Consider the following 16,668-nt stretch of genomic DNA (forward strand, 5'->3'; position numbering starts at 1 on the left):
GTCAAGGCTCGATCCCGCCACGCGCGCCCCCGGCCCCCGGACCGGTTATCCTGCCTCTGGTTGAAGCATCAAGCTTCAGCGTGGTCGCCCCGATCCCGGGGCCCTTCACACGGGGGAATCATGTCGTCATCGCGTCCTGCACGCCGTTCGCTCACCTCGCTCGCCGTCGCGGGCGCCGTCGCCCTGACGGGTCTCGTCGCCGCCGCGCCGGCCGACGCCGCACCCACCGTCACCACCCGGGTGTACTCCTTCGCCGCGGGCCCCGCCACGGTGACGCGCGGAGCGGCGATCACGGTGTCCGGGTCGGTGCAGAAGCTCTCCGCCGGTGCCTGGCGGGCCTCGGCCGGTGCCCCCGTCGCCGTGTACTTCGATCCCGCCGGTTCCGCCCCGAACGCGCTGGTGCGCACGGTGAAGGCCGCGACCAACGGCGGCTACAGCACCCGGTTCACCGCGTCGGTGACCGGGGTGTGGAGCGTCAGGTCCGCCGTGACGGCGAGCCTGAAGCCGTCCGCCCTCAGTGTGCGCCGCACCGTCACGGTCGTCGCGCCGCGGCCCAGCTCGACCCGGCCGGTCAGCGCCTGGAACTGCCCCTCGTGGGCGCCGATCAAGGGCAACGCCTCCAGCCACATCTTCCACCGGCCCGGCCAGCGGTTCTACACCCGGACCAAGCCGGAGATCTGCTTCACGACGCCGGCCGCGGCGATCGCCGCGGGCTACCGGGCGTCCAAGGTCTGATCCGTCCACCTCCCTCACGAGGCCGTCGTCCCGCGGTGCGGGGCGGCGGCCTCGTGCGTTCCCCTTCCCGGTGACCTCTTGACGACGGGTGATCCCGGCCACTACCTTCGGTGAATGAGCATTCATTCATCATGAACGCTCATTCACTAGCTCATCGGCCGCAGGAGGACGGGCATGCGATCCACCGCCGTGGCGCCGGACGCCGCCGAGGCAGCCCAGGGCGCGCGGACCGGCGCACGCCGGCGCCAGCTCCTCACCGCGGCCGCCCGCCTGATGGCCGAGCACGGCTCGCCCAACGTCTCGATGCAGGCCGTGGCCGACGAGGCCGGCGTCAGCGTCGGCCTGATCTACCGCTACTTCGGCGGCAAGCAGGATCTGCTGCAGGCCGTCATCGTCAGCGTGCTCGAGTCGTTCGCCGCCCGCGTCACGGAGGCGATCGGGGACGAACCGGACCCGGTCCGGCGGATCGCGGCGGCCTTCGCCGGCTACTGCGACGTCATCGCGGACGAGCGGGAGGCGGCCCTGCTGGCCTACCGGGAGTCGAAGTCCCTCGACCCCGCGGGCCGGCACGCGCTCATGGAGCTGGAGATCCAGACCGCGCAGCCGCTCGTCGCCGCGGTGACCGACGCGGTCGACGCCGGCCTGATCCGTGCGGTCAACGTCCCCGTCTTCGCCTACCAGCTGCTGATGACCGCACACTCCTGGGCCCTGAAGCACTGGTACTTCGGCACCCGCATCGCGCACGCGGACTTCGTCGCCGACCACACCGCCCTCGCGCTCTCCGCCGTGCTACGGCCCGAGACCCGCGACCGCTATGCCGACCTGCTCGGCTCCCTCGCCTGAGCCGACCCGCTGGAAAGGATCACCATGACCACGACGACCGAGACCCCGACCGCTGCCTACGAGGACATCCGCTACGAGGTCGACGGGCCGACCGCCGTCATCACGATGAACCGGCCCGCCCGCTACAACGCCTTCCGCGGCCGCACCGTCGAGGAGCTGATCACCGCCTTCCGCGCCGCCTGGGCGGACCGCACGGTGCAGGCGGTGATCCTCACGGGTGCCGGCGAGAAGGCCTTCTGCACCGGCGGCGACGTCAAGCAGCGCGCCGAGACCGGCGACTACGGTCCCACCGAGTCCGGCATGTTCGAGATCGGCTACCTGCACAAGCTGATCCGCGACATCCCCAAGCCCGTCATCGCCGCCGTCAACGGCCTGGCCATCGGCGGCGGTCACGTGTTGCACGTGCTGTGCGACCTGACCATCGCCTCCTCGAGCGCTCGCTTCGGTCAGTCCGGGCCGAAGGTCGGCTCCTTCGATGCCGGGTTCGGCTCGGCCTACCTGGCCCGGGTGGTCGGCGAGAAGCGGGCCCGCGAGATCTGGTACCTGTGCCGGCAGTACGACGCCGCCACGGCCGAACGCTGGGGGCTGGTCAACGCCGTCGTCGAGCCGGAGCGCCTGCTCGACGAGGCGAAGGCGTGGGCCGCGGAGATCGCGGAGAAGAGCCCGACGGCCCTGCGCTTCCTCAAGCAGTCGTTCAACGCCGACACCGACCACCAGGCGGGCCTGAGCAACATGGCGATGTCCGCGCTCGACCTCTTCGTCGCCTCACCCGAGGGGGCCGAGGGCGCCGCCGCCTTCGCCGAGAAGCGGCAGCCCGAGTTCAACCGGTACGTGCAGACCCACTGACCGACCCACCCCGGCAGGACTGACGGCGACCCCGCCGAAGACGACGTCGAGAGGCTCATCCCACCATGGACTTCACCCTCACCGAATCCCAGAACGGATTCGTCAAGGAGGCCCGCGCGGTCGCCGAGCAGATCGCCCCCGGGTACCACCAGCGGGAGGTCGACCGGCGCATCGAGCCGGACCTGCGCCGGGAGATCGGCGGGCGCGGACTCATCGCCCCGGAACTGCCCGCCGCGTTCGGTGGCCGGGACGAGCCCCGCCTCACCTCGGGCCTGATCACCGAGGAGATCGCCCGCGGCGACTTCAACGTCGCCTACCTGCAGGTGGTCGGGTCCCTCGTGGGGCAGATCCTGCTGGCGAACGCGACGCTCGACGTCGCCCGCCGCTGGGTGCCGCGGATCACCAGCGGTGACGGCATCGTGGCGATCGGCCTCTCCGAACCGAACGCCGGGTCCGACGCCGGCAACCCGTCGCTCACGGCGCGCCGGGAGCGCGGGGGCTGGGTACTGAACGGCACCAAGTCGATGTCCTTCGCCCTCCAGGCCGACGCCGCCGTCGTCTTCGCGAAGACGGACGACGCCGCCCGCCGCGGCCGCGGCATCAGCGCGTTCGTCACCGACCTGCACGCCGACGGCGTCACGCTCGAGGCCGTCGACGACATGGGCACCCGCGCCGTCACCCGGGGTCTGGCCCACTACGCCGAGGCGTGGATCCCCGACGAGCACCTGCTCGGGAACGAGGGCCAGGCCTTCACCCAGGTGATGCAGGGCTTCGACTTCTCCCGGGCGCTGATCGGCCTGCAGTGCATCGGCGCCGCGGCCGTCACCGTCGAGGAGACCTGGCACTACGTCAAGGGGCGGGAGGCCTTCGACCGGCCCTTGAGCAGCTTCCAGGGTGTCGCCTTCCCCCTGGCGGAGAGCGAAACTCTGCTCGCCGCCGCCCGCCTGCTCTGCCACCAGGCCCTGTGGCTCAAGGACGAGGGTCTGCCGCACACGACGCAGGCCGCGATGTGCAAGTGGTGGGCGCCGAAGACCGCCTACGACGTGATCAACTCCTGCCTGCTGCTGCACGGCCAGTTCGGCTACCGCACCGACCGCCCGATCGAGCAGCGACTGCGCGACGTCCTCGGCCTGCAGATCGGCGACGGCACCGCCCAGATCATGAAGCTGATCATCGCCCGCCAGTCGGTCGGCCGGGAGTTCGCGCCCTGACGGCGCCCGCCGGACCCGCCCCGCCCCCGCCCCATCACCCAGAGGAGAACCCATGGGAAAGCTCGACACCAGGATCGCGATCGTCACCGGCGCCGCCAGCGGCATCGGCAAGGGCATCGCCCTCAGGCTCGCCGCCGAGGGAGCGACCGTCGTCGTCAGCGACATCAACGAGGCGGCCGCCAAGGAGACCGCCGCCGGCCTGGGCGGGGCGGCGATCGGCATCCGCACCGACGTCACCTCCCGGGAGTCCGTCGACGAGGCCGTCCGCGCGGTCATGGCCGAATTCGGCCGGATCGACATCCTCGTCAACAACGCCGGCTGGGACAAGGTCGGCCCGTTCCTCGACAGTGACGTCGAGGACTGGGACCGGGTCATCGGCATCAATCTCTACGGCACGTTGCACTGCAGCCAGGCCGTGCTGCGGGCGATGACCGGCGGGGATCGAGCGCAGGAGCGGGGCACCATCGTCAACATCGGGTCCGACGCCGCCCGGGTCGGCTCGTCCGGCGAGGCCGTCTACTCCGCGGCCAAGGGGGGCGTCGTCGCGTTCACCAAGACCCTGGCCCGCGAGGCCGCCCGGCAGAACATCACCGTCAACGCCGTCTGCCCCGGCCCCGCCGACACCCCGCTGTTCGCCGGCATCAGCGAGGAGAACCCCAAGCTGCGGGCCGCGCTGGAGAAGGCCATCCCGCTGCGCCGGCTCGCGCAGCCGGAGGACCTGGCCAACGCCGTCGCCTTCCTCGCCTCCGACGAGGCCGCCTACATCACCGGTCAGACCCTGTCCGTCTCCGGCGGACTCACGATGATCTGACGCCCACCACCCCAGCCACCCAAGGACGGACCATGAGCACTCCCTTCGCCATGCTGGAGCCCCCCGCCGAGGCCGACCACTTCCGTGCCGCGGGCTACTGGAAGAACCGCCTGTTGATCGACTACCTCGACGACGCCGTGCGCGCCCGCCCGGACGCGGTCGCGAACATCGACACCGCCGGGTCCCGCACCTACGGCGAGTTCGGGCGCCTGGTCGACGACGCCGCCGCCGGCCTGCTCGACCTCGGGGTGCGGGCCGGGGACACCGTCTCCATCCAGCTGCCCAACCGGCACGAGTGGATCGTCGCCCACCTGGCCGCGCAGCGGGTCGGTGCCGTCACCAACCCCCTGGTGCCGATCTTCCGCGACCGCGAGATCGGGTACATGGCCGCCCGGGCCCGCACGAAGGTCATCTTCGTCCCGGCGGAGCACCGGAAGTTCGACCACGTGGCCATGGTCGAGCGGCTGCGCGGCGACCTGCCGGAGCTGACGCACTGCGTGGTGGTCGGGGAGACGGCGGACCGGCCCGGGTACCTGACCTGGGATGCCCTCCTCCAACGCGGCCGCGCCCGGGGAATCACCGCCGACGAGGCGGCCGCCCGGCGCCCCGACCCGGACGACCTGGCGCTGATCATGTTCACCTCCGGCACCACGGGCAGCCCCAAGGGCGTCATGCACGCCCACAACACCGTGCTCGCCGGCTCCCTGCCCTGGCCGGACCGGCTCGGCATGGACGAGACCGCCGTCATCCACATGGCCTCGACCTTCAGCCACCTCACCGGCTACCTCTACGGCGTCGCCCTGCCGCTCATGCTCGGCGCCACCGGCGTCTTCCAGGAGGTCTGGAACGCCGCCGAGTTCCTCCGCCTGGTGGAGCAGCACGGGATCCAGCACACCTCCGGCGCCACCCCGTTCCTGCAGGACCTGCTCGACGCCGACGGGCTGGCCGAGCACGACACCTCCAGCCTCGCCCGGTTCTGCTGCATGGGCGCGCCGATCCCCGGGGCCGTCCTGCGGCGGGCCAAGGAGGTGCTGCCCGGGCTGAGCGTCTTCGGCGGCTGGGGGCAGACGGAGTGCTGCCTCGTCACCATGGGCAGCCCGGCGGACCCGGAGGAGAAGATCCTCGGCTCCGACGGCCGTCCGCTGCCCGGGATGGAGCTGCGCATCGTCGACCTCGCCGGCCGGCCCTCCCCGGCGGGGGAGGAGGGCAGGATCCAGGTGCGCGGCGCCTTCCTGTTCCGCGGGTACCTCGAGCAGCTCGACGCCACCCGTGCCGACCTGCACGACGGCTGGTTCGACACCGGCGACCTCGGCACCATGGACGAGGACGGCTACGTCCGCCTCGCCGGGCGCACCAAGGACATCATCATCCGCGGCGGGGAGAACATCCCCGTGGCCTACGTCGAGAACATCCTCTACGAACACCCGCGGATCACCGGCGTCGCCCTTGTCGCGGTCCCGCACCCTCGACTGCAGGAGATCGGCGGCGTCGTCGTCCAGCTGCGCGACCCCGAGCCCTTCACGCTGGCGGACCTGCGGCGCTTCCTCGAACAGAAGGGCCTGGCCAAGCCCTACTGGCCGGAGATCCTCAAGGTGGTCGACGACTTCCCGCGCACCGCGAGCGGGAAGATCCAGAAGTTCAAGATCCGGCAGGAGCTCGCCGACGAGGCCGCACGGCTCGCCGACACCCCGGCGGCGGGCACACCGCCGACGCAGACGGCACCGACCGGCACCGCACCCCAGGAGGCAACGACGTGACCACCACCGACACGCGCGCCGACGCGTCCTTCCTCGGCCCGGTCGACCTGATCGGTCTCGACGCGCAATTCAGCGCGCAGGAGAAGGACCTCGCCCGGTCCGTGCGCTCCCTCGTGGACGAGCACATCCGGCCGAACATCGCCGCCTGGTACGAGCAGGCCGTGTTCCCCCGGGAGATCGTGCCCGAACTCGCCCGGCTCGGCCTGCTCGGCATGCACCTGACCGGGTACGGCTGCGCCGGCCGGTCCGCCGTCGAGTACGGGCTGGCCGCCTCCGAGCTGGAGGCCGGCGACTCCGGGCTGCGCACCTTCGTCTCCGTGCAGGGTTCCCTGGCCATGTCCGCCCTGCACAAGCACGGCTCCGAGGAGCAGAAGCAGCGGTGGCTCCCGCCGATGGCCGCCGGGGACGCGATCGGCTGCTTCGGGCTGACCGAACCCACCGCCGGCTCCGACCCGGCGTCCATGCGCACGACGGCGGTCCAGGACGCCGGCGGGGACTGGGTGCTCAACGGGTCCAAGCGGTGGATCGGGCTGGCCACCCTCGCCGACGTCGCCGTCATCTGGGCCCAGACCGGCGAACCCGGGGACGCCCGGGGCGTGCGCGGCTTCGTCGTCCCGACGGACACGCCGGGATTCCACGCCGAGGCGATCCCGCAGAAACTGTCGATGCGGGCCTCGGTCCAGTGCGACATCACCCTGACGGGCGTGCGCCTGCCCCCCGACGCCATCCTGCCGGCCGACTCCGCCGTCGGGCTCAAGGGCCCCTTCGCCTGCCTGAACGAGGCCCGCTACGGGATCATCTGGGGCGTGATGGGCGCGGCGCGGGACAGCTTCGACGCCGTGCTCGCCTACAGCAGCGAACGCACCCAGTTCGGGGTCCCCCTGGCCGGGTTCCAGCTGACCCAGGCGAAGCTGGCCGACATGGCCCTGGAGATCACCAAGGGCTACCTGCTGGCCCTGCAGCTCGGCCGGTCCAAGGACGCCGGGACCCTGGATCCGGTCGCCATCTCCGTCGGCAAGCTGAACAACTGCCGGGAGGCCATCGCGATCGCCCGCGAGGCCCGGGAGATGCTGGGCGGCAACGGCATCACGCTGGACCACTCGCCCCTGCGGCACGCGAACAACCTCGAGTCCGTCCGCACGTACGAGGGCACCGACGAGGTGCACGCCCTCGTCATCGGCAGGACGCTGACCGGGATCGGCGCCTTCACGGCGTCGGGGAAGTAGGCACCGCTGTGCAGACCCTGATCACCACCCTCGACGACGGCGTCGCCACCCTCACGATCGACCGGCCCGAGGTGCGCAACGCGCTCTCCGACGTCGTCCTCGCCGAGATCGGGCAGGTGCTCGACGACTGGGAGCACGACGACGCCGTGCGCGCCGTCGTCGTCACCGGCTCCGGGGAGAAGGCCTTTGTGGCGGGCGCGGACATCACCCAGCTCACCGGGTACGACCTCGCTCACGGCCTGGCCGCCCGCATGCAGCGGCTCTACGACCGGATCGAGGACTACGCCAAGCCCACGATCGCGGCCATCAACGGCGTCGCGCTGGGCGGCGGACTCGAGCTGGCCATGAGCTGCGACATCCGCATCGCCGCCGCCACGGCCCGCATGGGCCTGCCCGAGACGACGCTCGGCGTGCTGCCGGGCGCCGGCGGCACGCAGCGGCTCTCCCGGCTGGTGGGCACCGGCCGCGCCGTCGAGATGATCCTCACCAGCCGCCTGCTCACCGCCGAGGAGGCGGAGCGGTACGGGCTCGTCACCACCGTGGTGCCCGCGGACGACCTGCTCGGCACCGCCGCGACGACCGCGGCGACGATCCTGGCCAAGGGGCCCCTCGCCGTCCGGCTCGCCAAGCTGGTGATCCGCCGGGGCGCCGACGCCGACCAGCGGACGGGGCTCGTGCTCGAACAGCTGGCGCAGACGCTGCTCTACACCACCGAGGACAAGGCCGAGGGCGCCGCCGCGTTCCTCGCCAGGCGCCCGCCCGAGTTCCGGGGCCGGTGAGCACATGACGACCGTGAGCGGCATCCTCGTCATCGGGTCCGGCGCCATGGGCCGGCAGATCGGCATGGCCGCCGCCGTCGCCGGCTTCACCACGACCGTGCGCGACGTCGACCCCGACGCCGTCACCGCCGCCGAGACGGACATGCGGCGGTGGCTCGAGGGGCGGGTGGTCAAGGGCCGGCTGACCGCCGCGCAGGCCGCCGACGCCGGCGAGCGGATCCGCTTCACCACCGAGCTGGAGGGCCCCGCCGCCGGCGCGGACCTCGTGATCGAGGCGGCCACCGAGAGGCTGGACGTCAAGCGCGCCATCTTCGCCGAGCTGGACCGGCTCACGCCGCCGCACGCCGTCCTGGCCACCAACTCCTCGACCCTGGGCTCCTCGACCGTCGCCGACGCCACCGGCCGGCCGGATCGGGTGTGCAACCTGCACTTCTTCAACCCGGCGCTGGTGATGCGCGCCGTCGAGATCGTGCGCAACGAGCACACCTCGGACGAGACCGTCGCCACGGTGACGGAGGTGGCCCGGGCCATGGGCAAGACGCCGGTGCTGCTGACCCGGGAGATCCCCGGCTTCGTCGCGAACCGGTTGATGGCGGCCGTCCGGGAGGAGGCGCTCGCGCTGTACGCCGACGGGATCGCCTCCTTCGAGGACATCGACGCCGCCGCGCGGGACGCCCTGGGTCACCCGATGGGCCCGTTCGAGCTGATGGACCTCGTGGGACTGGACGTGTCGTATCTGATCCGGCGGGCGGCGTTCGAGCAGTCCGGCGACCCGAAGGATCTCCCGCACCCGCTGCTGACGGCCAAGTACGAGGCCGGCGAGTTCGGCCGCAAGACCGGGAAGGGATGGTACGGCTATGCGTGAGAGACTCGATCCGCTCACCGGCTTCGAGGAGACCGACGCCTACCTCGCCTCGTTGCGCGACCATCTGACCACCCCGCGGGACACCGACTACTTGCTGCTCGCCGGCGACCTGCCCGACGACGCCGCCGCGGCGCGCACGCGGATGCGGGCGTACGTGGACGAGCACGTGCTGCCGGTGATCAACGGGTACTGGGAGCGCGCCGAGTTCCCCTGGGACCTGCTGCCGCCCCTGGCCGAGACCGGCCTGGTCGGCGGGGTGATCCAGGGACACGGCGCGGCCGGGCTCTCCCGCCTGGCGGCCGGGCTCGCCACGGTGGAGCTGGCTCGCGGCGACGGCTCGATGAACACGTTCCTCGGCGTCCAGGCGAACCTCACCATGGGCACCATCGACCTGCTCGGTTCCGACGAGCAGAAGGAGCGGTGGCTGCCCGGGATGGTCCGGTTGGAGCGGATCGGGGCGTTCGCCCTCACGGAGCCACGGCGCGGCTCCGACTCCGCGCAGCTGGGCACCAGCGCCCGGCGCGACGGGGACAGCTGGATCATCAACGGCGCCAAACGCTGGATCGGCAACGGCTCCATGGCACACCTGACCGTCGTCTGGGCCCGGGACGAGACGGACGGCGAGGTCAAGGCGTTCGTCGTCGAGCGGGAGGACCCCCGGGACCCGGAGACGCTGCCGCCGGGATTCACCGCACGGACCATCGACGGGAAGATCGGCAAGCGGGCCATCCTCCAGGCCGACCTCGGCTTCGAGAACCTCCGGGTGCCGGAGGCGAACCGGCTGCCGGGCGCTCGCAGTTTCCGGGACACCTCCCGGGTGCTCGCCACGACGCGGGGCGGGGCCAGCTGGGAGTCGCTCGGCCACGCCGTCGCCTGCTTCGAGGCCGCCGTCGCCTACACCGAGGTCCGTGAACAGTTCGGCCACCCGCTCGCCGGCAACCAACTGGTGCAGGGCACTCTCGCCTCGATGCTCTCCGAGCTGACCGCCATGCAGCTGATCTGTTTCCGGATGGCGGAGCTGCAGGAGAAGGGCGCCTGGACCGGCACGATGGCGTCGATCGCCAAGTTGCACACCGCGAACAAGGCCCGCGTCATCGCCCAGCAGGCGCGGGACCTGCTCGGCGGCAACGGGCTGCTGCTCGACTTCCACGTCGCCCGGCACCTGACCGACATGGAGGTCGTGCACACCTACGAGGGCACCGAGTTCATCCAGTCCCTGCTGATCGGCCGGAAGATCACCGGCCGATCGGCGTTCTGACCGTGGCCGCCGGAACGGGACCCGGGGGCGCCTTCGCCGGTCGGCGGGTGCTGCTCGTCGGCGTCGGCGGGATCGGCACCGCCGTCGCCGAGCGCCTGGCCGCGGCGGGAGCCCGCCTCGTCGGCACCCATCACGGCGCCGGCGACACCGCCGCGGCCGTGGCGGCTCGCCTGCCCGACGGCTCGTGGGCCGGCGCCGTCCGCCTCGACGTGACGGACCCCGCCGACGTCGAGCGGGTCGCGGGGACGGGCGGCCTCGCTCCCACGCTTCTCGGCGGCCTCGACACCCTGGTGGTGACCACGGGTCACCGGCATCCCCTGCGGCTGCTCACGGACACCGACGACGCGACGGTGGGGGACATCCTCGACACCGAGCTGAGGGGCCCGATGCTGCTGGTCCGCGCGGTGCTGCCGGGCATGCTCGCGGCGGGATTCGGGCGGATCGTGGTGATCGGCTCGGACAGCGGCAGGGCCGGCACCCTGGGCGACGCCGTGTCCTCCGCCGCGCGGGCCGGGCTGGGTGGGCTCGCCCGTTCGGTCGCCCGGGAGACCGCCCGCAGCGACGTCACGATCAACGTGGTGTCCCCGGGCCCGACGGACACGCCCCTGCTGGCCGGGATGCTCGCGGACGACGGGTTGACCGGGACGGTGATGGCGGGAACGGTTCGCGCCGTCCCCAAGGGTCGTCCGGCGCGGACGGCGGAGGTGGCCGCCGCCGTCGCCCACCTGGCGTCGGCCGACGCGGGCTTCACCACCGGCCAGGTCCTCTCGGTCTCCGGTGGGCTGACCATGTGAGTGGCGCCCGCCGCCCGCCCCTCACCTGAAGGAAGGAATCGCCTCGTGTCCCGTGCCCCGATCGCCGTCGGCGACGTCACCGTCTTCCGCAAGACCGTCACCGAGACGGACATGGTGCTGTTCTCCGGCATCACTGGGGACTTCGCGGCGAACCACACCGACGAGGAGTACATGCGTCGGACCCCGTACGGCACCCGGCACGTCCACGGCGCCCTCGTGGTCGGTTTCATGTCGACCGTCGCGGCGCGGGCCCTGGAGGACGCCCGCCCCTCCGGACTGGTGCCGGTGTCGCTCGGCTACGACCGCCTCCGCTTCGTCCGCGCCGTCTTCCCCGGCCAGACGCTGCAGCTGCGCTACGAGTTCGTCAGCTGGGACCCGGAGGCGCGGCGGGCGACGGCGACGGTCGAGGCGTTCGTCAGCGACGAGGTCGTCGCCGCGGGCACGCACATCGTCGTCTGGGTGCCCGCCGAGCCTGCCTGATCCCGTGCCCCCCTGACGCCAGCAGAACACGCCAGCTCGTCAATAGATGTCGCATCGAGGTCGATTCGAGCCCGGATGGAACATCTATTGACGAGCTGGCGGGAGGAACGGGAGGGGTGCGGCTCAGCGGCTCAGCGGCTCAGCGGTGCAGGGTGCTGCGGCGCCAGGCGCCCGGGCCCGGCGTGGGCCGCATCCGCAGGGCGGCGCGCCGCTGCCAGCTGCGGTCGCGCGTCTCCGCGTCCTCGTTCGCGGTGCCGAGCGTGGCGACCACCGCGGTGAGCGCGGCGAGTTCCTCCGCCGTCGGGTTGCCGGCGAGCACCTGCAGCAGCGGCTCGCCGTGGATGTCGGTGAGGACGGGTGCGGTGGCGGTCATGCGGATCTCCTGGACGACGGGTGGTGACGGTCGATCGACGAACGGTGGCGGACGCGGTCAGAGCGGGATGTTGCCGTGCTTCTTGGCGGGCAGGGTGGCGCGCTTGTCCCGCAGGGAGCGCAGCGCCCTGACGATCTGCAGGCGGGTGTCGGCGGGGGCGATGACGGCGTCGACGTACCCGAGCTCGGCGGCCTGGTACGGGTTCAGCAGGGCCTCCTCGTAGTCCTCGATCAGTTCGGCGCGGCGGGCGTCGACGTCGTCCCCGGCGTCGGCGGTCGCCTTCAGGTCCGCGCGGTAGAGGATGTTGACGGCGCCCTGCGCGCCCATCACACCGATCTGCGCGGTGGGCCAGGCGAGGTTGATGTCCGCGCCCAGCTTCTTCGAGCCCATCACGATGTAAGCCCCGCCGTAGGCCTTGCGGGTGATCAGGGTGACGAGCGGGACGGTGGCTTCGGCGTAGGCGAACAGGAGCTTGGCGCCGCGGCGGATGATGCCGTTGAACTCCTGGTCCTTGCCGGGCAGGAAGCCGGGCACGTCCACGAGCGTGACGATGGGGATGTTGAACGCGTCGCAGTGGCGCACGAACCGGGCCGCCTTCTCGGAGGCGTTGATGTCCAGCGTGCCGGCGAACTGCATCGGCTGGTTCGCCACGATGCCGACCGTCGATCCCTCGATCCGCGCGTAGCCGATCATCACGTTCGGGGCGTACAGGGCCTGCATCTCGAGGAAGTGCCCGTCGTCGACGACGGTCTCGATCACCGTGCGCATGTCGTACGGCTGATTCGCCGAGTCCGGGATGAGCGTGTCCAGCGCCTCGTCGTCGTCCGTCGGTTCCGGCTCGTCCGCGAAATCCAGGTGCGGGGCCTCGGCCAGGTTGTTCGAGGGGAGGAACTCGAGCAGCTCCCGGACGAAGTCGAGGGCGTCCGTCTCGTCGGTGGCCAGGTAGGTCGCGGTGCCGGTGGTGGCGTTGTGCTGCCGCGCCCCCCCGAGGGACTCCATGTCGACATCCTCGCCGGTGACCGTCTTGATCACGTCGGGGCCGGTGATGAACATGTGGCTGGTCTTGTCCACCATGACGATGTAGTCCGTCAGGGCGGGGGAGTAGGCGGCGCCGCCGGCGCACGGGCCCATGATGAGGCTGATCTGCGGCACGACGCCGGAGGCGTGCACGTTGTTCCGGAAGATGTCGGCGAACATGGCCAGGGAGGCGACGCCCTCCTGGATGCGGGCGCCGCCGCCGTCGTTGATGCCGATGACGGGGCACCCGTTGCGCAGCGCGAACTCCTGCACCTTGACGATCTTCTCGCCGTTGACCTGGCTCAGCGAGCCGCCGTAGACGGTGAAGTCCTGGCTGTAGAGGGCCACGAGCCGGCCGTCGATGGTCGCGTAGCCGGAGACGACCCCGTCACCGAGCGGCTTCTTCTTCTCCATCCCGAACGCGGCGGAGCGGTGCACGGCGAGGGCGTCGAACTCGACGAACGAGCCCTCGTCGACGAGGTGCTCGATGCGCTCGCGGGCGGTGCCCTTGCCGCGGGCGTGCTGCCGCTCGACGGCGGCCGCACCGGACGGGAGCTCCGACTCCTGCTGCCGGCGGCGGAACTCCGCGATCTTGCCGGCGGTGGTGGTCAGATCGATGCTCATGGGTCTGCTGGCTCCTGGTGGTCCGAGTCCGGTGCGTCGAGTCGTGCCTGCGGTGCGTGCCGTCGCCGCGGCTGGAGGTTCCGCACAACGACCACCCCCGTGAGGGCGAGCTCCGAGCCAGTCTAGTCAGCACCTCACCGGCGGCTGTTGTAGGAAGCCGACAAAGTCGCCCGGCATCTTCGGGTGCGTTCGGAAGGCTCGGCGACGACGACGGTGGCGGGGCTGGTGGGCCGCCGGAGTGTGCCGAATGTGCCGACAACGGCGTCATTCGGGTGGAATACGCGCGTCGCTCGCCCACTCGACGGGATGGTGCCGGTGCACCGATCAGCGGCCGCCGGGACCGGCACCACGAAAGAGGTTACTGACCAGTAACATGGCGGCTACCATGGGCGCATGAGCAGCACTCTCTCCGGCACCACGATCCTCATGTCCGGCGGCAGCCGCGGCATCGGCCTGGCCATCGCCCTGCGCGCGGCGCGCGACGGCGCCAACGTCGCCGTGCTGGCGAAGACGGACACCCCGCACCCGACGCTCGCGGGCACCGTCCACACCGCCGTCGAGCAGATCGAGGCGGCCGGCGGCCGCGGTCTGGCCGTCGTGGGCGACGTGCGGAACGACGACGACGTCGCCCGCGCGGTGGAGCGGACCATCGACCGGTTCGGCGGCATCGATGTCGTCGTCAACAACGCCTCGGCCATCGACACCCGGACGACCACCGCGATCGACATGAAGCGCTACGACCTGATGGCCGACATCAACGTGCGCGGCACGTTCCTGCTCTCCCGCCTCAGCATCGAGTCGCTGTCCCGGTCGGCCAACCCGCACATCCTCACCCTCTCGCCCCCGCTGAACCTCACCCCGTACTGGGCGGGCAAGCACCTGGCCTACACGATGGCCAAGTACGGGATGAGCCTGACGACGCTGGGACTGGCGGAGGAGCTGCGGGACCGGGGGATCGGGGTGAACTCGCTGTGGCCGTGCACCCTGATCGACACGGCCGCGATCCGCGCGATGCCCGGCGGGGAGCAGCTGGTCCGGGCCGCGCGGCGGCCCGCGATCATGGCCGACGCCGCGCACGCCGTGCTCGTCCGGGACGCCGCGACGACGACGGGCAACTTCTTCACCGACGAGCAGGTGCTGCGCGAGGCCGGGGTCACCGACTTCCGCCCGTACAGCCTCGGCGCCGCCGAGCACGAGCTGCTCCCGGACATCTTCCTCTCGGACGGATCGGACGACCCGTCGAACGACCGTCGCCGCGCCGACTCCGGCCACTAACCGCCGCTGACCGGGGGTTCCATCCGTAGACGCCGGTGCTCGGACCTCGGAACGCCACGGGTCCACTGGCTAGACTGCGAGCATGACCCCGTCCTTCCCCGCGCCCCCGGCTCCGCTGGAGGCGGGGCGCCTGGAACGTGACCTGCTCGCGCCGGCGGGCCCGTGGGCGCGGATCATGGTGGTGGAGCGGACCGGGTCGACGAACGCGGACGCCGTGACCGCCGCGCTCGCCGATCCCGCCGGTTGGCCGGACCTGAGCGCCCTGCTGACCACGCACCAGGACGCCGGCCGCGGCCGGCTCGACCGGTCCTGGGTGATCGAACCCGGCACCGGCCTGGCGATCAGCCTCGTACTGCGGCCCGTCGACCCCGCCGGCCGGCCCCTGCCGACCCAGACCTACGGATGGCTGACCCTGCTGGCCGCCCTCGCCCTGGCGGAGTCGCTGGGCGGACCCGACGGCGTCACCGCGACCATCAAGTGGCCCAACGACGTGCTGGTGCACGAACGCAAGATCGCCGGCATCCTCGCGCAGCTGGCGAGCACCGGCGACGGCACGCCGCCCGCCGTGGTGCTCGGCTGCGGCATCAACGTCAGCCAGGAAGCCGACGCGCTGCCCGTGCCGACCGCCACCTCCCTGGCCGCCGCCGGCTCCCGGCGGCTGGACCCGACCGACGTCGCCGCCGGCTTCCTCTCCGCCTTCGCCGGTCACTACCGCGAGTTCTGCGCGCGGCACGGTGACGCCACCATGGCCGGGGACGGCACCAGCCTGATCCGCGGAATCTCGCTGTGGATGGGCACCCTCGGCCGGCGCGTCCGGGTGCAGCTGCCCGACGGCACGGACGTGGTCGGGGAGGCGACCGGTCTCGCCGCGGACGGCGCGCTGCAGGTGATCGGCTCCGACCTGCAGCAGCACGAGATCCACGCCGGCGACATCGTGCACCTGCGCACGGAGGACGACCAGTGACCTCCCGCGCCCTGCGACGACTGCTGCGCGGCGCCGACCCCCACGAGAGTGTGCTCGTCAGCACCCGGCCGCGCGCCCACCGGCTCGTGCGCCCGGTCATCGCCCTCGCGCTCATCGGCGCGATCACCGGTTTCGCGCTCGGTTGGCTGAGCCGTCGCCACGCGGACCCGGTGCTCGTCTCGATGCAGCCCGTGCTGCTGCTCGCCGTCGCGATCGGCGCGCTCGCCGCCGTCGGCGTGTTCGTGCTCCGTCCGTTCCTGCGGTGGCGTCGCACCCGCTACGTGCTCACCTCGGCGCGGGTGATCCGGCGTGACGGCGGACGACGTGGCCCGGCCGAGGTGTGGCTGCCGTCGGTGCTGCACGTGCACGTCGCCCAGACCGCCGGCCAGCGCCTGGTGCGCGCGGGAGACCTCTACATCGACTCCGTGGGCGGGCGCCTGGTGCTGCCCGACGCGCCGCACGTGCGCCGGTTCGCCGAGATCGTGGACCGCGCGGTGGACCGCTCCCGTCCCGGGTACCCGGCCGCGGGCTTCCTGGGCGGTGCCGGACAGCTCGGCGGCGAGTCGTATGCCCCCGGTCCCGACGTGCCCGGCCCCGGTGCCGCCGGCCGGGCCGGGCGCGGCGTCGGCCCGGCGGTCCCGCCCGTGGCGATGAGTGGGGGAGCGCGTGGCCGCTGACCGTCCGCGCGGCCGCTGGTCGCGGCTGCTGCACCGGCACGAACGGGGCCCCCGCGCTGGCGGGCCCGCCGTGCCGCCCGATCCGGATTCGTCCGGCGCCGGACCCGCCGCGGAGATCCCCGTGGCCGGCTCC

At 72.3% G+C, this 16,668-nt stretch carries 17 protein-coding genes; 15 read left to right on the forward strand and 2 right to left on the reverse strand.

What is annotated here, in order from left to right; all coding sequences use genetic code 11:
- The first annotated feature begins 120 nt into the window (after positions 1–120).
- The 12 genes from IEX22_RS14225 to IEX22_RS14280 all read left to right on the forward strand — a co-directional run bounded on the left by IEX22_RS14225 (position 121) and on the right by IEX22_RS14280 (position 11,605).
- Positions 121–735: a sunset domain-containing protein gene (locus IEX22_RS14225; protein WP_188669062.1), complete on the forward strand. Its 615-nt coding sequence runs from the start codon at positions 121–123 to the stop codon at positions 733–735.
- 174 nt (positions 736–909) lie between these two features.
- Positions 910–1,578: a TetR/AcrR family transcriptional regulator gene (locus tag IEX22_RS14230; protein WP_188669063.1), complete on the forward strand. Its 669-nt coding sequence runs from the start codon at positions 910–912 to the stop codon at positions 1,576–1,578.
- Positions 1,579–1,602: 24 nt separating this feature from the next.
- Positions 1,603–2,424 carry an enoyl-CoA hydratase-related protein gene (locus IEX22_RS14235; protein WP_188669064.1) on the forward strand — a complete coding sequence of 274 codons (822 nt, stop codon included), beginning with the start codon at positions 1,603–1,605 and terminating at the stop codon, positions 2,422–2,424.
- A 65-nt stretch (positions 2,425–2,489) separates the two neighbouring features.
- Entirely contained in the window at positions 2,490–3,635 is a 1,146-nt protein-coding gene (locus IEX22_RS14240; RefSeq protein ID WP_188669065.1) for an acyl-CoA dehydrogenase family protein, read from the forward strand.
- A gap of 52 nt (positions 3,636–3,687) precedes the next feature.
- Entirely contained in the window at positions 3,688–4,446 is a 759-nt protein-coding gene (locus tag IEX22_RS14245) for an SDR family NAD(P)-dependent oxidoreductase (RefSeq protein WP_188669066.1), read from the forward strand.
- Between the two features lie 32 nt (positions 4,447–4,478).
- Positions 4,479–6,203: an AMP-binding protein gene (locus IEX22_RS14250; protein WP_229660067.1), complete on the forward strand. Its 1,725-nt coding sequence runs from the start codon at positions 4,479–4,481 to the stop codon at positions 6,201–6,203.
- Positions 6,200–7,429 carry an acyl-CoA dehydrogenase family protein gene (locus tag IEX22_RS14255; RefSeq protein WP_188669067.1) on the forward strand — a complete coding sequence of 410 codons (1,230 nt, stop codon included), beginning with the start codon at positions 6,200–6,202 and terminating at the stop codon, positions 7,427–7,429. Before IEX22_RS14250 ends, IEX22_RS14255 begins: the two co-directional genes overlap by 4 nt.
- Positions 7,430–7,437: 8 nt before the next feature.
- On the forward strand, positions 7,438–8,208 hold the full coding sequence (locus IEX22_RS14260; protein WP_188669068.1) for an enoyl-CoA hydratase/isomerase family protein: 771 nt from the start codon (positions 7,438–7,440) through the stop codon (positions 8,206–8,208).
- 4 nt (positions 8,209–8,212) lie between these two features.
- On the forward strand, positions 8,213–9,073 hold the full coding sequence (locus tag IEX22_RS14265) for a 3-hydroxyacyl-CoA dehydrogenase family protein (protein WP_188669069.1): 861 nt from the start codon (positions 8,213–8,215) through the stop codon (positions 9,071–9,073).
- The gene (locus tag IEX22_RS14270; protein WP_188669070.1) at positions 9,066–10,331 is read left to right on the forward strand and encodes an acyl-CoA dehydrogenase family protein; all 1,266 of its coding nucleotides are present in this window, start codon (positions 9,066–9,068) and stop codon (positions 10,329–10,331) included. The genes IEX22_RS14265 and IEX22_RS14270 overlap by 8 nt, the downstream gene beginning before the upstream one ends.
- Before the next feature lie 2 nt (positions 10,332–10,333).
- Positions 10,334–11,125, forward strand: a complete 792-nt coding sequence (locus IEX22_RS14275) for an SDR family NAD(P)-dependent oxidoreductase (RefSeq protein WP_188669071.1) — start codon at positions 10,334–10,336, stop codon at positions 11,123–11,125.
- Positions 11,126–11,170: 45 nt separating this feature from the next.
- A complete protein-coding gene (locus tag IEX22_RS14280; protein WP_229660068.1) occupies positions 11,171–11,605 on the forward strand; it encodes a MaoC family dehydratase in 435 nt (144 codons plus the stop codon).
- A 139-nt stretch (positions 11,606–11,744) separates the two neighbouring features.
- On the opposite strand, the gene IEX22_RS14285 is transcribed toward IEX22_RS14280, so the two are convergent.
- The gene (locus tag IEX22_RS14285) at positions 11,745–11,978 is read right to left on the reverse strand and encodes an acyl-CoA carboxylase subunit epsilon (protein WP_188669072.1); all 234 of its coding nucleotides are present in this window, start codon (positions 11,976–11,978) and stop codon (positions 11,745–11,747) included.
- Between the two features lie 57 nt (positions 11,979–12,035).
- A complete protein-coding gene (locus tag IEX22_RS14290) occupies positions 12,036–13,619 on the reverse strand; it encodes an acyl-CoA carboxylase subunit beta (protein ID WP_188669073.1) in 1,584 nt (527 codons plus the stop codon).
- A 393-nt stretch (positions 13,620–14,012) separates the two neighbouring features.
- Here IEX22_RS14290 and IEX22_RS14295 point away from each other — a divergent pair, with 393 nt between their 5' ends.
- The 3 genes from IEX22_RS14295 to IEX22_RS14305 all read left to right on the forward strand — a co-directional run bounded on the left by IEX22_RS14295 (position 14,013) and on the right by IEX22_RS14305 (position 16,535).
- On the forward strand, positions 14,013–14,894 hold the full coding sequence (locus IEX22_RS14295; protein WP_188669074.1) for an SDR family oxidoreductase: 882 nt from the start codon (positions 14,013–14,015) through the stop codon (positions 14,892–14,894).
- Positions 14,895–14,976: 82 nt separating this feature from the next.
- Positions 14,977–15,858, forward strand: a complete 882-nt coding sequence (locus tag IEX22_RS14300; protein WP_188669075.1) for a biotin--[acetyl-CoA-carboxylase] ligase — start codon at positions 14,977–14,979, stop codon at positions 15,856–15,858.
- Entirely contained in the window at positions 15,855–16,535 is a 681-nt protein-coding gene (locus tag IEX22_RS14305) for a PH domain-containing protein (protein ID WP_188669076.1), read from the forward strand. The genes IEX22_RS14300 and IEX22_RS14305 overlap by 4 nt, the downstream gene beginning before the upstream one ends.
- The last annotated feature ends 133 nt before the right edge of the window (positions 16,536–16,668 follow it).

The organism is Tersicoccus solisilvae (assembly GCF_014643255.1).
GTDB lineage: Bacteria > Actinomycetota > Actinomycetes > Actinomycetales > Micrococcaceae > Tersicoccus > Tersicoccus solisilvae.

Excerpts from the sequence above, each read along its gene's own strand:
- IEX22_RS14225 (WP_188669062.1), top strand. The coding sequence starts at position 121 with ATGTCGTCATCGCGTCCTGCACGCCGTTCGCTCACCTCGCTCGCCGTC.
- IEX22_RS14230 (WP_188669063.1), top strand. The coding sequence starts at position 910 with ATGCGATCCACCGCCGTGGCGCCGGACGCCGCCGAGGCAGCCCAGGGC.
- IEX22_RS14235 (WP_188669064.1), top strand. The coding sequence starts at position 1,603 with ATGACCACGACGACCGAGACCCCGACCGCTGCCTACGAGGACATCCGC.
- IEX22_RS14240 (WP_188669065.1), top strand. The coding sequence starts at position 2,490 with ATGGACTTCACCCTCACCGAATCCCAGAACGGATTCGTCAAGGAGGCC.
- IEX22_RS14245 (WP_188669066.1), top strand. The coding sequence starts at position 3,688 with ATGGGAAAGCTCGACACCAGGATCGCGATCGTCACCGGCGCCGCCAGC.
- IEX22_RS14250 (WP_229660067.1), top strand. The coding sequence starts at position 4,479 with ATGAGCACTCCCTTCGCCATGCTGGAGCCCCCCGCCGAGGCCGACCAC.
- IEX22_RS14265 (WP_188669069.1), top strand. The coding sequence starts at position 8,213 with ATGACGACCGTGAGCGGCATCCTCGTCATCGGGTCCGGCGCCATGGGC.
- IEX22_RS14270 (WP_188669070.1), top strand. The coding sequence starts at position 9,066 with ATGCGTGAGAGACTCGATCCGCTCACCGGCTTCGAGGAGACCGACGCC.
- IEX22_RS14285 (WP_188669072.1), bottom strand. The coding sequence starts at position 11,978 with ATGACCGCCACCGCACCCGTCCTCACCGACATCCACGGCGAGCCGCTG.
- IEX22_RS14290 (WP_188669073.1), bottom strand. The coding sequence starts at position 13,619 with ATGAGCATCGATCTGACCACCACCGCCGGCAAGATCGCGGAGTTCCGC.
- IEX22_RS14295 (WP_188669074.1), top strand. The coding sequence starts at position 14,013 with ATGAGCAGCACTCTCTCCGGCACCACGATCCTCATGTCCGGCGGCAGC.
- IEX22_RS14300 (WP_188669075.1), top strand. The coding sequence starts at position 14,977 with ATGACCCCGTCCTTCCCCGCGCCCCCGGCTCCGCTGGAGGCGGGGCGC.